Here is an 11618-nt window from a genome sequence, read left to right on the forward strand (position 1 = left end):
GCTCAGACCGCCGTGACGTTGCCCAGGGTGGACGCCACGGTCACCTCGGTGATGGCGCTGGAGCCCTCGACCGTGTACTCATAGCTGCGGGCGCGATAGTTACCGGCGAGCCGGAACGGCCGGCCATTGCGCACCACGCGCTCGATCACGACCTCGCGCGGCCCGGAATTGGACTCCACGGTCGCGCGCAGCCGGAAAGTCACCGGGTACGCCGCGGCCAGCACCTGCGCCGCGCCGATGTTCTGGGCGCGCTCCAGGATGTATTTCCTGCTCAGCCGGCGCATCGCCAGCGGCAGCGCGCCGGCGTCCCATTTGTGCACGTCGCCATCGGGCAGGGCCAGGAACAGCTCGTCGCGCCGGCCGTCCGAGTAGGAAGCCGTGGCGTAGACGTCCGTGCGGGTCAGCGACATGGCGCCGCGCGTCAGGTCGAAGATCAGCCCGCCGCGCGCGGTGCCCGTGTCGTACCAGCAGAAATAACGGTTGTCGTGCACGCTGGCGTGCATCGAGGACGGCCGGTAGGCCTGCCACTGCTCCCTGGTCAGCAGCTCTTCGGTCACCACACCCATGCCGCCGGACTGGTCGACCATGACCAGACCATCGGGCGAGGCATACACGACGCCGCCCTTGAAGGCCCGGATTGTGCGCTTGGCGACGCAGGGCTGGTTGCCCTCCAGCCGCAGGGGCGTGAACGTCACGGGGTCCGCCTGGGTGGCCAGGTAGGTGTCGCCCTTGGTGCAGATGACCGTCGCCTGGCCCATGATGTCGCCGCCCACGATCTCGTCGGCCACGGGCGAGTAGTAGGGCCAGCCGTAGGGCTTGAACACCTCCGACCGGTAGACGCGCTTGCCGGAGAATCCGATCATGAACCCCGCCGGGTGCGCCATCAGGCCGAACAGATCGGCCGGCGGCGGCACCAGGGCGTGCTCGGGCAGCGCCTCGCCCAGGGCCGTGAAATCCACCTTGTCGGAGAACGTCACCGCGCCGGCGGGCACCTCTTTCCAGAACCGCAGCACGGCCGTGCCCGTGGCGTCGGTCGTCGAGATATAGAGGCGCTTGAGCGTGATGTTGTATTCGCCGCTGGGCGGCCCTTCCATGTTGATGACGTTGAGGGTGTCATCCGTCGCCGCGTCGAACGGGTCGCTCACCTCGTTGGGCGGCCCCTCCTCGCCCCAGGCCGACACGAAGGTGTACGCCAGCAGGCAGGATTGCCGTTCGAGGTTGTCGGGCGGGTTGGGCTGCTGGGTCACCGTCACGGTGGCGCGCACCGTCGGCGCCGGGATGCCAAGCCGATACCAGGCGGAAGGCATCGCCGCGCCGGTGGTGGCCATCGTCGAATCGGTCACCCGCGGCGGCTGGCCGGCCTCGGTGAAATAGGTGCGCTCCTGGGTGTCGTCCGGGATGGCGCCGCGCGCCACGTCCGTGTCCTTGAGCCAGTGGAACCAGTACCGGGCGTCGTCATCGATGGCACGGCCAAACCGATAGATGGCCAGCTTGGTGCCCACCTTGGCGAGGTCCGCCACCTTCGCCGGCGCCTTGTACGGCACCAGGCTGCCGCGCTGCAGGTTGGCGTTCAGCACGTCCTGGCTTGCGCCGGCGGGCAGCAGATGCGGCTCGACCCTGGGCAGCATGCCCGTGAAGGCCTTTTCAGCTTCCCGCATCCCTACCTCGCCTTGCCGGCGGGCCTGCCGATGTTGGCGACGTTGCCGCGCGCACGGTAGACCAGCACCGCCAGCAGGATGGCCAGCCCCAGCTGCCAGGGCGACACGGCGCTGTGCCGGGTGATGACGTCCAGGGCCTGGCCGCCCGTGAACACGAACATCAGATAGGCCACCACCGACATGCCCGGCCGGTAGCGGGCACCGCAGCGCCGATAGCAGGCCAGGCGCAGGGCCGTGGCGAAATTGACCACCACAAAAAGAAAGGCCACCAGATGGTGGCCCGCGATGGCGTCGCTCATGTCCGCAGGTTGCATGTCAGCCTCCCCGTTTCCAGAAAGTGAAGTCCGCGGCCTTGATCTTCTCGATCAAGGTGAGGGCAAGGGTCACGGCCACCGCGGCGGCGGCGAACCCGGTAACGACGGATTCGTGTACGCCGACCATGCGGCCCAGCTCGGGCGCGGCGAAGTAGCCGATCAGCCAGGACACGAGGCCGTACACCAGGCGCTTGACGACGCCCAGCTCGTTGTTGTGCAGGATGAACACGGCCGCGCCCGCGAATGCGCCGATGAGCGCGCCACTGTCGACGCCGGGCAGCATCGACCCGAAAAGCAATCCGGACGCCGTAGACGCGGCCGCGCCGATCCCGCTGGTAGGTTCAGCCATTTTTTCTCCGTTGTGATGGACCGATGGGCGCGGCTAGGCCTTGAGCGATGCCGCGAAGATGAAAAGGTTGTCCAGGTCCTGCGCCGTCAGCCCCAGGGTGGCGGCGATGGCGATCAGCATTTCGCTGTCGCGGCGAAATTCCTGCAGGTCTGCCCAGGCCCGGCGATACATCGCCGGCGTCGCGGGGTCGTTGATGACGGCCTCGGCGGCCTCGAACAGCGACGTGTCGCCGTGGGGCGTCTGCCACATCGCCTCGCGGCCTTGGAAGCGGGAGACGACCTGCGGGACCGGGGCCGGCGGCTCGGGCAGGCTTTCCACCGGCATGAGCGTGAGCGGGATGTCCGTCAGCTGCCCGCCCAGCGGGTCGAAAAATTCACGCCCGCCTTCCACCGTCTCGACTCGAGTGTCATCGGGCAACACCCAGTACTGACCCGTCTCGGGGTCCTGGAAGTTCAACATATCAGTCCTCGAAATGGTCGGTGTAGCCTTGGAGGTGGAGGTTCAGGTACGCGCTTGCGCTGGACTTAATGCGCACCGCCGGGGCTGTGTTGGGCACCACCACAATGGGGATGCTCCAGTGCGAAATTTGATTCGCTGCCTGAGTCGCGACGGTATACAGGGCGAAAACTGAGTAGCCTCCCCCGCGAACCTGTCGGGCGATCTCCAATACCGGGCTACCGCCGTCATACGACGTTGCCCATCCTTGCAGGTGGGCGGTGGCGCTAATGCCCGGCAGACCGAGGTTGGGCTGATACGTCGTATTGGGGATGACGACATCGCTGGTATAAATTGCGACTTGGGTGTCATACCAGAATTCGTTGCCCACCTGCGTGAAGGCCACCAGGTTGTTGCTGCCGTCCGTGCGGACCGTCCCGATTCGGCGGTAGTGGCTGTACGTTGCCGGACGGTTGGAACATGCAGGGTTGTTATCGAACGCCACGCACACCGAACCGTCGCTGTCGCGTCGAATCAGGAAAACGTAGTACCACCAGCCTGCCTGACGCGCTCCGGCCAGCAGGCCGTTGCCGGTCGTCGAGTGCGTGAAAGCCCCGGAGGTCTGGATGGTGCGCGTGTTGTTGGCGGTGAGTTCCAGCAGGACATCGCCGGCCGCGGAGGCGCAGCGCCCGGGCTTTACCAAGATGGACGCCGCGCTCGCCCATTCGGTGCCCAAGCCCTCTCGCTGCGTCGGATAGGCCGGAGCAAGGACGTAACCCGACAGTCCCGCGTTCCAGCGGTGCCACCCGGCCCCGTCGACGTAGGCGTCGCCCACATTGACCACAGGCAGGTGCGCCACCGTGGACAACGGGGACATCAGCCGCCACTGCGTCCAGGTCAGCGTGCTGCCGTTGGCCTGCCGCTGATAGACGATGTTGCGCGAACCGCCGCCGGCGTTCAGCGTGGCGATCTGGACGATGTTCGCCGCGGACAGCCAGTAGGTCTGGATGAACCCGCCCACCTTGACTGGATGCGGCGGAAAGTTCTCGTTCCAGACCGTGGCGGCGTTGACCCAGGAATACCAGGTATTGTCCGCCGTCAGCGTGTTCGCATCCGTCGCTGCCGTGAGAAAGGTGTGCGTCATGGCGCTCGCCATGTCCGCCACTTCCTTCCAGTACGACCAATTGGTCGTGTCGCCGGTCTGAACGCGCCACCACTTACGGAATGGCGAAGTGCGCGTGCTGATCTCCTGCAACGTCGCATTCCCGAAGTTCTGGACCTCGAGGAAACACGTGACGCCGGCCGCCGGGTAATTGTTCGCCAGGGTCGCTGCCGACGACTGATTCTGCCAGTACACGCCGGGCACGGTGTAAGTGTTCAGGTCGTGCGCCGTCGTGGGCAGTACCTTGGCGACGCTGGCCCGCACATAGGCGGACGTGCCCCAGGTATACCAGCCGTCGCCGTCCACATAGACGTCCCCGCAGTTTGCGGTCGGCAGGTCCGACGCGATGGAGATGGGCTGCGTGACGCGCCAGTCGCCCCAGGTGGTGGAACCGTTGCCGATGCGCTGGAACACGATGGGCCGTCGCGTGGACGATGGCGTCATCGAGCAGGTCTGGATCATCCACGATCCCGTGATGACGACCACCGATAGGGAACCCGACGAATTCGCAGCTGAGGGCGGGAAATTGATGCCGCCGCTTTGTATCGTGCTGGAATTCCAGGTGTAGTAGGTGTTGTCGGCGTTCAGCTTGTTCATGTCCACACCCGAGCCAGTCAGGTAGGTGTGGGTCATCGCCTGATCGAAGCGCGCCAGCTCGAACCACGGCCCCCAGGTTTTCGAAGTGCCGAAGCGGATGCGCAGGAACATGCGCGGGTTGGACGTCGGGTTGGTGACGTAGAGCTGCGTGACCTGCAGGTTGCCGCCCGTCGCCGCCTCGACCATGAGCATGCCGGCCAGCACGACCGGATAATTCAGCTCCGGCAGCGCCGTGGCGTTGCTGTTCATGTAGTAGGTGCCGGGCGTGTCGAAGTCGTTCAGGTTGTCGGCAACGCCCAACGACTTGCCCAGCACGCCAGGAATCTGGTCTTGCGGGATCTTCTTGTTGGCGTCCAGCGTTGCCACGCCGTTCGCCGCGCCCAGCAACGACGTGCGCACCGCCTCTTCCCAATCCCTCCATACGTTCGACACCAGTGCGCGGAAGAACATGCGATTGGAGTTCGCCGCCACGTACACCTGAACGATGCCCGTGGTGCCGGCGGCCTGTCCCGGGTGAATGCCCGACAGCACGAGCAGCACGCCAGAGTGGCCGATCGGAAAGTTGGTGCCGCCAGCTGCAGTGCTGGATGACCCCACGATCCACAGCCCCCGCTGGGTGTAGTCGTTCAGATTCGGCGCCGGCGACGACGGCATGCTGCCCATGTAGCCGAACACGCCGGCGAAGTTCGGAATCTCCGTCCATTCCACCCAGCTGTCTGCCGTTCCCGTCTGCGTGCGCACAAAGACACGCGTGCCGGCGGCCGACGACGCCCTGGCGGTGAATCGCTGCATGACCACCACGGACGACGCCGTGTTGTCGGGGATCACCTCCAGCCAACCTTGGCTGGGGATCGGGTAGTTGGCCCCAGCGCTGACTCCGGCCGACGTCGCCTGCACGTACACGCCCGGCGCCGTGTAGGTGTTCAGGTCGTGCGCAGTATTGGGCAGTCGCAGCGAGTACGGCGCATAACCCATCGGCAGCCGGCCGTTCGCGTCCAGCGGGGCAATGCCGCCGGGCTGGCCCGTGCTGTCCCAGATGCCCTGTAGCGCGTCGGCCAGCGTCGTAAAGTTGGTGTCGACCTCGTCGGAGGTGAGCAACCTGGGCAGGTTGCGGCGCAGAGTGAGGTTGATGGTCATCTCAGCCCCGCTGGTGCCGCAGCGTCCAGTTGACCGTGAACACGTCCTCGGGGTCCTTGGTCTTGAGGCCGAACACCGTGCGGTTCGTCATCAGCCCGCCGGTCGCCGCATTGAACAGCCCCGCCTCGCGCCAGTCACCCGTCGCGACACCGGCCGGGAAAACGGCCATGTACGTGCGCTGGACACCGGAGCCCGAGATCGTCACCGGGCGGCGCGCGTTGGAGAACTCGGTGCCGAGCTTCACGTCGGCCCCGGCCGCCGCAGTGCCCGACGTGCCGGCCGACATATGGGAGATGGGGGAGACGTTTTCCCCTGCGCACCGCGCGGCGATGTAGCCAAGGCCGCCATCGACCCAGATGTTGTCCACGACGAAGCGCTCGACCACGCCGGTCTTGCCGCGGTACGCGATAATCTCCAGGCGGCCAGAGGCCCCGGCCGCGCTTTCCAACGGGGCTCGTTGTTTCATAGTCCTTGAGTCCTAAAAGGTGGTGATCTGCTCGCCCACGTACGTCGGTTCGACGTAGTCGGCGGCGTAGTCCTGCATGTAGATGCCGCCGCTATCGGCGGCTGCGCTGTGGTCCTGGATCGGTCCAAGCGACATGAGCCAGGCAATGGGGTCCTGGGCCAGGGAGAGGTCGCCCAGCGCCAGCTGCGCCAGCACCACGCGGGCGTCATGCGCCGCCGCGAGGTCCGACAGCGGCGTCATACGGTTGAAGGTCAGCGCCTCTTGCGCGAGCGCCCTGTCGAAGATGACCGGGTTGAGGCCCTGGGCGTCCAACATTGCGCGCACCTGCACCATCACCCATTGCGGCAGCGCCGCGATGCTTCGCGCCTCGACGCGAACGGCCGGCCGCACGATCTCCTGCTCGACACGGACGCCGCCAGGGGAATTCTTAGAACTGCTCACGGACCTGGAATTTCAGAATGCCGAAGGCGGTTTGAATGCGCCCGTCAGGAAACGTGGTTTCCACCTCCGCCTCAAACTCGCCCGCCGTGTCCAGCGCGTCGGCGTCCCACTGCATGACGACGCGGCCACCGCGGCCAGGCACGTCATAGGGCGGCCGGAAGTCGATCTCCTGCGTCTCGGGGTCCTGGTAGCCCGCAATCGGATAGGCCGGCATCGTGGCCTTGATGCTGTCGCCGCCGACCTCACGGAACAGCACGCGCACGGATGTGCCCGAGCCCGACACATCCACGGGCCGCCCGGTGCGCTCGTCGGTCAGCGACAGGATGAGGTCCGGCGCCGTGTCGCCCTGGACGAGGCGAATCTTGTTCGTTGCCATGCTCTATTTCTGCTCATTGGGGCTGGTCACGGCCTTCGCCGTGACGTCGCCGGTCAGGGTGGAATGGCAGGCCGCCAGGTGCTGCGCCGCGCGCTGGTGGAAGGCAGGCACCGTGTCCGCCTCTTTCAGGAAGGCCCGGTACAGGATGTAGTCGACCAGCGCCGGCGCGTACTCGCCCTCTTCCTCCAGCTCGACCGTGCTGCTGGCCTGCGTCACGGCCGCCGGCCGCTTGGCGTAAGACAGCTCAACGACCACGCCGTCGCGCGCCGGCGGATACACGTCGAACTGGTTGGGGCTGCGTTCGTCGTAGAGGAAGTGGCGGATCTCCAGCGCCTTGACCTGGCTGCGCCAGTTCGGCCGCACGCGGCCCAGCGCGCCGGCGTCCGCCACGGTGATCGCGCGTTGGCGCGGCGCGGAGATATTGCGCGGCACGTCGAACAGCACGCGGGCGCCGTTGGGCAGCTGCTGGCGCGCGCCCTCGACGCAGACGAATTCCTCGGTGGCTTCGAACAGGTCGGGCCGCAGACGATATGCCTCTAGCCGGCCGTCGCTCAGCCACTTCGGCAGCTCCGACTCTTCCCAGTAGTCCGCATTGGCGTCCTGGAGGATGATCCGGGCGCGATCGATGACTTCGCTGACCTTCATTTGAATTCGTCCCCACCAGTGCGCATGCGGCGCTTGACGAAGCCCCGGGCGCCGTCATCGGCCAGCAGGTTGCAGGCTCGATCGAACTCAGTCCGGTAGGCCACCGCCCTGCCCGCATCGGCGTAGGCGGCCTTGTGCAGGTGCAGGCGCGCCAGCGCGCCGTTGCCCAGATCCTCCGCGTAGCGGTTGAGCAGCACGTCAGGCAGCTCCCGAGTGGTACGGGTCGGCGCGTAGGCAACCTCCAGCCGCAGCGCACGCGGCGCCTTGACCATCGGCGAGGGCACCAGTTGCACGAATCCCGGCAGCCGGCAATAGAAATGCCGCACGTCAGCCGTCGTGGCGGCCTGACGCCATGCCCAGCCGTCGGGGTACAGCTCCTCGAGTTCCGGGCGGGTGGCAGACGTCAGCGGCCCTTCCGGCAGCCACGCCGCCGTCACGCCTACGAGTTGCGTGTCGCCTTCGGGCGGGTCCAGCTCGTACTCGGTCGCCCCAGGCACCAGCGTCACCGGGTCCAGGAAGGCGCGCAGCACCAGTGTGCGCGTGCAGAACTCCACGGCGGCGTCGACAATCGCGTCCTCGACGGCCGGCGCGGGCGCGCCCTCCACGAACGGATAGACGAACCGCTCGAAGTCTGCCAAGGCAGCCATCAGTTCAGCTCGCCCGCAGCGCGCGAGTTGGCCAGGCTGATGATCTGCTGGATCATCTCGTCTTTCTTCAGACCAGCGTCCAGCTGCTGGTTGAACTGGCCGAGCGCGAAGGTCACCAGATCGCCCTTGTTCATGCCTTGCAGGTTGGGCATGTTGAAGGGCGGCACCTGCGACTGCTCGGTCTGCGGCGCGCCGGTGGCGCCGCCCAGGCTGCCATCCTGCACCACCAGGCCGACGCGGGCCGGATCGGCTTCCGCCTCGTCCCAGCCTTCCCGCCACACGTCGGTGTAGCGCGTCAGCTTGGTCGCGATCAGCGGCGGCAGGTAGTGGATCTCGCCGCGAGTCCACACCAGGCCAGTGCCAGCGACCGTGTCCACCTTTCGATCCTTCTTCCCGACGTACAGCACCGGGATGAGGTTGCTTTCTTCCATGGGAACCTCCAAAAAAACAGGGCCAGGCAGTTGCCCACCTGGCCCCTAAGTGCCGCGCGAAGCGGCGAGACAGCCCCGAAAGGATCTAGGCGACGCCCACCATCTGGCCGTTGACGACGGCCGTGATCTTGGGCGTGCCGGTGAAGGCCGCGCCCTTGATCGTGGCCACCAGCTTGACCGGTTGCTTGAAGGCGATGGGATGGGCCTTGGAATCGACGACACCGGCCGCGGCGATATCAGCAGCCGCGAGCCAGGCGTCCAGGTCGGCGAGCGGGCCGGCGCTGGCGTCGTAGGGCTCGAAGCCCAGATCCAGCGTGACGCCGGCGCCCGCGGCGTCGTTGATCTCGCGCACCGCCGTCGCGACGACGCCGGCCGGAATGACGCCCATGTAGATCTTGTCGCCAATGGCGGCGGCGCCCTGATAGCTGTAGGTTTCCACCCAGGCATTGCCGAAGGCCTGCGTGTGCAGGGGCTTGCCGTTGTAGTCGGGAGAGTAGCGATCCATGTGTTTCTCCAGTTGGGTCGAAAGCAGGCGGCCGTGGGCCGCCCGCTATCGATCAGGTGTTGAGGTTGACGACGGCGTCCATGACCATCACGCCGTGGTCGGTGGGGATCTTGTTACCGCGGTAGTCCGGCACCGCAAAGCGCAGCTTCGCCTTGCCGCACATCACCTCGCCCGCCACCTCCAGGTTGCGATCGAAGTTGTAGCGGTTCTCCATCCAGTTGGCGTACGTGTCCGAGCCCTGGTTCTTGCCGTACACGTGCGCCAGCGCCTGCGCGCCCAGCAGCATGCCGCGGTCGACGGCGTAGCCGGGCTGCAGGGAGTTGACCGTTACGGACTGCTCGGCCGCCGTCGCCTGGCCGGCCTGGGTGCAGTACTGGACGGCGTCGCCGGGGTTCAGGCGGATGGCGCGGTCCATCTTGCGCACCAGAATGTTGTGCCAGATGCCCGCCTCGCCGGTGAAAAGCGGGTGCTTTTTCGGGCCGGAGAACGACGAAGCACGGTTCCAGGCGTTCTGCAGGAACGTGCGCCACTGCAGGCTGTTGGGTGCCGTGTTGGTCAGGATGCTCTGCCACATGCGGTTGGTGACCAGCATGAGGTACAGCGGCTCGTCATCGGCGGCGACGTCGCCGGGGATCTTGATCGGCTGGAGCTTGAACTCCATGTCGTCGATGATCGCGCCCAGGTGGTCCAGGTGCTCCAGCTTGAACGTGTCGGTGGTGTCCACCGCGGCCAGGGCCTGACCGCCTTGCACCAGCGAGGTGCCGTCGGCGACCCAGTGGCGGTTATAGGTCGGCGCCTTGACGGGGTTGATGAGGATTTCATCGAAATCCGGGTCGCTGCGCATGGGCACCACCCAGTCCGTGCCGACCTGGCTGCCGCGCGTGCCGGCCAGGTGGGTGATCGTGGTCTGGTCGTTCAGGCGCTTGAAGTAGCCCATCAGGTTGGCCATCGCCAGACCGCGCAGGTTGTGCACGGTGCGCTGCTGGGTCATCTTGCCGCCGGCGTCGACCACCTTGGTGGCCAGGTCGATGCGGATGTCCATGCTGGACATATCCAGGCGCTCGCCTTTGCCCTCGGCCTGCTTGTCGCCCATGATCGGCTTGCCGCCGGTCTGGTTGATGAGGTCGACGCTGACCTGGTCGCCCTGCGACTTCGACAGGTCGGTGACGCGCACCAGGGGCATGTCGGGGCTGGTCTGGCCTTTCAGCTTCGCCTCGGCGCCCGACTGCTTGGGCGCGGGGCCCGTGAGGTTGTTCATCAGCGACGGCTGACGCTGGGTGTTGGCGAAGAGCGCCGCACCGAAAACCTTGCGGGCAAGCGGCGAGCCAACGGGAACGTTAGTTTGGGACATAGTGCCTCCAGTTCGTGGGATTACGAAGTGAGGCGCGCCAGCTGCGCTTCGATTTCATCCATCGGCATGTTCATGAAGTGGTCCGTCAGGGCACTGCCCGACAGCGCCATCATGGCTTCGGCCGGTGATGCGGCGGCCGGTTGGCCGCCAGGAATATCGGAAAGCGTGGAAGGACCCGATGCGGTGGATTCCGCCTTGGCGACGGCTTGCGCAACGCGCGCGGCTTCATCGGCTGGCTGCTGCGCAGGCGCGGCCTTGGCCGTGCTGGGCAGCTCGATGGTTCCGCGCTCGGCTTCGTACATACGGACCGCCGCGTCGAACCGCTCGGCGAGCGGCTTGTCCTTCCACGCCGCGCGGCTGCGCAGCATGGAGTCGATGTCGGCGACCTCGTTGAATGCGGCCGGGTCAGTGGCACGGATATGGGCGAGTTTCGGGTTGGCCTGGATGGTGTCCTCGACGGATACCAGGGCCTGGACCTGCTGTTCGCGGCGCGCGACTTCCGCCTCCTCGGCCGCCGGCCGGCCGGCGTCAACCTGGTCGCGCAGGTCCTTCACCATTGCGATCAGGTTGTCCATCCGGCTGGCGATGTCGGGGGCTTCCTCGCGCAGCTGCTCGAGCAACTGCTCGTCGACGATCGTGGACAGCTCCGCCGACTTGGTGGCCTTGCCCTGCTGGGCGGCGGCCTGGTCCAGTTCCAGCTTGGCCGTCAAATCGCGCACCATCTGCTCGGCGCGGATGCGGTTCTCCCGCTCCTGCGCCAGCACCTGGTACGGAATGGCGTGCTTGCCGTCCTTCGTCAGCACAACGGACTCGCCCTGCGGCGTATCGGTGGCGGCGCCCGCCTCCTGCTGCGTTCCTTCCTCTCCGGTGCTGAGCGTTGCACCGCTGGTATCGCCCTTGGGGGTGGCGCCGGCCGCGGTGTCCGCGCCGGCTCCTTCGGTCGTTGCCGCGTCGGCGCTGGTGATGTCGTCCTGCCCATCGACCAGCGCGGCCAGCGCCTCGTCCGACATGCTGAGGGGATCGCGCAATACCTCGTCGAGGTTGCCGATGTTGGGTTCCGTCGTGGTATCCGTGCTCATCTCTTCCTGCTCCTAGTTCTCGGAT

Annotated in this window: 14 protein-coding genes; all 14 read right to left on the bottom strand. The window is 66.6% G+C overall.

The window, feature by feature from the left end:
• Positions 1–2: 2 nt before the first annotated feature.
• The gene (locus AC1M14_RS17325; protein WP_479730127.1) at positions 3–1658 is read right to left on the bottom strand and encodes a hypothetical protein; all 1656 of its coding nucleotides are present in this window, start codon (positions 1656–1658) and stop codon (positions 3–5) included.
• Positions 1659–1660: 2 nt separating this feature from the next.
• Positions 1661–1972, bottom strand: coding sequence for a phage holin family protein (locus AC1M14_RS17330; RefSeq protein ID WP_479730128.1), 312 nt, complete (start codon positions 1970–1972; stop codon positions 1661–1663).
• 1 nt (position 1973) lies between these two features.
• On the bottom strand, positions 1974–2321 hold the full coding sequence (locus tag AC1M14_RS17335) for a putative holin (protein ID WP_479730129.1): 348 nt from the start codon (positions 2319–2321) through the stop codon (positions 1974–1976).
• A 33-nt stretch (positions 2322–2354) separates the two neighbouring features.
• A complete protein-coding gene (locus tag AC1M14_RS17340) occupies positions 2355–2780 on the bottom strand; it encodes a hypothetical protein (protein ID WP_479730130.1) in 426 nt (141 codons plus the stop codon).
• A 1-nt stretch (position 2781) separates the two neighbouring features.
• The gene (locus AC1M14_RS17345) at positions 2782–5652 is read right to left on the bottom strand and encodes a pyocin knob domain-containing protein (protein ID WP_479730131.1); all 2871 of its coding nucleotides are present in this window, start codon (positions 5650–5652) and stop codon (positions 2782–2784) included.
• Position 5653: 1 nt separating this feature from the next.
• Positions 5654–6118, bottom strand: coding sequence for a hypothetical protein (locus tag AC1M14_RS17350; protein ID WP_479730132.1), 465 nt, complete (start codon positions 6116–6118; stop codon positions 5654–5656).
• Positions 6119–6130: 12 nt separating this feature from the next.
• Positions 6131–6559 (bottom strand): hypothetical protein, encoded by a 429-nt coding sequence (locus AC1M14_RS17355; RefSeq protein WP_479730133.1) that lies wholly within the window; start codon positions 6557–6559, stop codon positions 6131–6133.
• Positions 6546–6935: a hypothetical protein gene (locus tag AC1M14_RS17360; RefSeq protein ID WP_479730134.1), complete on the bottom strand. Its 390-nt coding sequence runs from the start codon at positions 6933–6935 to the stop codon at positions 6546–6548. Before AC1M14_RS17360 ends, AC1M14_RS17355 begins: the two co-directional genes overlap by 14 nt.
• 3 nt (positions 6936–6938) lie before the next feature.
• The gene (locus tag AC1M14_RS17365) at positions 6939–7580 is read right to left on the bottom strand and encodes a phage adaptor protein (protein ID WP_479730135.1); all 642 of its coding nucleotides are present in this window, start codon (positions 7578–7580) and stop codon (positions 6939–6941) included.
• On the bottom strand, positions 7577–8227 hold the full coding sequence (locus tag AC1M14_RS17370; protein WP_479730136.1) for a phage adaptor protein: 651 nt from the start codon (positions 8225–8227) through the stop codon (positions 7577–7579). The genes AC1M14_RS17365 and AC1M14_RS17370 overlap by 4 nt, the downstream gene beginning before the upstream one ends.
• A complete protein-coding gene (locus AC1M14_RS17375) occupies positions 8227–8658 on the bottom strand; it encodes a hypothetical protein (protein ID WP_479730137.1) in 432 nt (143 codons plus the stop codon). The genes AC1M14_RS17370 and AC1M14_RS17375 overlap by 1 nt, the downstream gene beginning before the upstream one ends.
• Before the next feature lie 85 nt (positions 8659–8743).
• Complete coding sequence (locus tag AC1M14_RS17380; protein WP_479730138.1) at positions 8744–9163, bottom strand: hypothetical protein; 420 nt, start codon at positions 9161–9163, stop codon at positions 8744–8746.
• Between the two features lie 52 nt (positions 9164–9215).
• A complete protein-coding gene (locus AC1M14_RS17385; RefSeq protein ID WP_479730139.1) occupies positions 9216–10514 on the bottom strand; it encodes a phage capsid family protein in 1299 nt (432 codons plus the stop codon).
• Positions 10515–10534: 20 nt separating this feature from the next.
• Positions 10535–11593: a hypothetical protein gene (locus tag AC1M14_RS17390; protein WP_479730140.1), complete on the bottom strand. Its 1059-nt coding sequence runs from the start codon at positions 11591–11593 to the stop codon at positions 10535–10537.
• Between the last annotated feature and the right edge of the window lie 25 nt (positions 11594–11618).

This window comes from Achromobacter sp. SX5 (assembly GCF_056711425.1).

Excerpts from the sequence above, each read along its gene's own strand:
- AC1M14_RS17375 (WP_479730137.1), bottom strand. The coding sequence starts at position 8,658 with ATGGAAGAAAGCAACCTCATCCCGGTGCTGTACGTCGGGAAGAAGGAT.
- AC1M14_RS17335 (WP_479730129.1), bottom strand. The coding sequence starts at position 2,321 with ATGGCTGAACCTACCAGCGGGATCGGCGCGGCCGCGTCTACGGCGTCC.
- AC1M14_RS17360 (WP_479730134.1), bottom strand. The coding sequence starts at position 6,935 with ATGGCAACGAACAAGATTCGCCTCGTCCAGGGCGACACGGCGCCGGAC.
- AC1M14_RS17380 (WP_479730138.1), bottom strand. The coding sequence starts at position 9,163 with ATGGATCGCTACTCTCCCGACTACAACGGCAAGCCCCTGCACACGCAG.
- AC1M14_RS17330 (WP_479730128.1), bottom strand. The coding sequence starts at position 1,972 with ATGCAACCTGCGGACATGAGCGACGCCATCGCGGGCCACCATCTGGTG.
- AC1M14_RS17325 (WP_479730127.1), bottom strand. The coding sequence starts at position 1,658 with ATGCGGGAAGCTGAAAAGGCCTTCACGGGCATGCTGCCCAGGGTCGAG.
- AC1M14_RS17365 (WP_479730135.1), bottom strand. The coding sequence starts at position 7,580 with ATGAAGGTCAGCGAAGTCATCGATCGCGCCCGGATCATCCTCCAGGAC.
- AC1M14_RS17350 (WP_479730132.1), bottom strand. The coding sequence starts at position 6,118 with ATGAAACAACGAGCCCCGTTGGAAAGCGCGGCCGGGGCCTCTGGCCGC.
- AC1M14_RS17385 (WP_479730139.1), bottom strand. The coding sequence starts at position 10,514 with ATGTCCCAAACTAACGTTCCCGTTGGCTCGCCGCTTGCCCGCAAGGTT.
- AC1M14_RS17370 (WP_479730136.1), bottom strand. The coding sequence starts at position 8,227 with ATGGCTGCCTTGGCAGACTTCGAGCGGTTCGTCTATCCGTTCGTGGAG.
- AC1M14_RS17340 (WP_479730130.1), bottom strand. The coding sequence starts at position 2,780 with ATGTTGAACTTCCAGGACCCCGAGACGGGTCAGTACTGGGTGTTGCCC.
- AC1M14_RS17345 (WP_479730131.1), bottom strand. The coding sequence starts at position 5,652 with ATGACCATCAACCTCACTCTGCGCCGCAACCTGCCCAGGTTGCTCACC.
- AC1M14_RS17390 (WP_479730140.1), bottom strand. The coding sequence starts at position 11,593 with ATGAGCACGGATACCACGACGGAACCCAACATCGGCAACCTCGACGAG.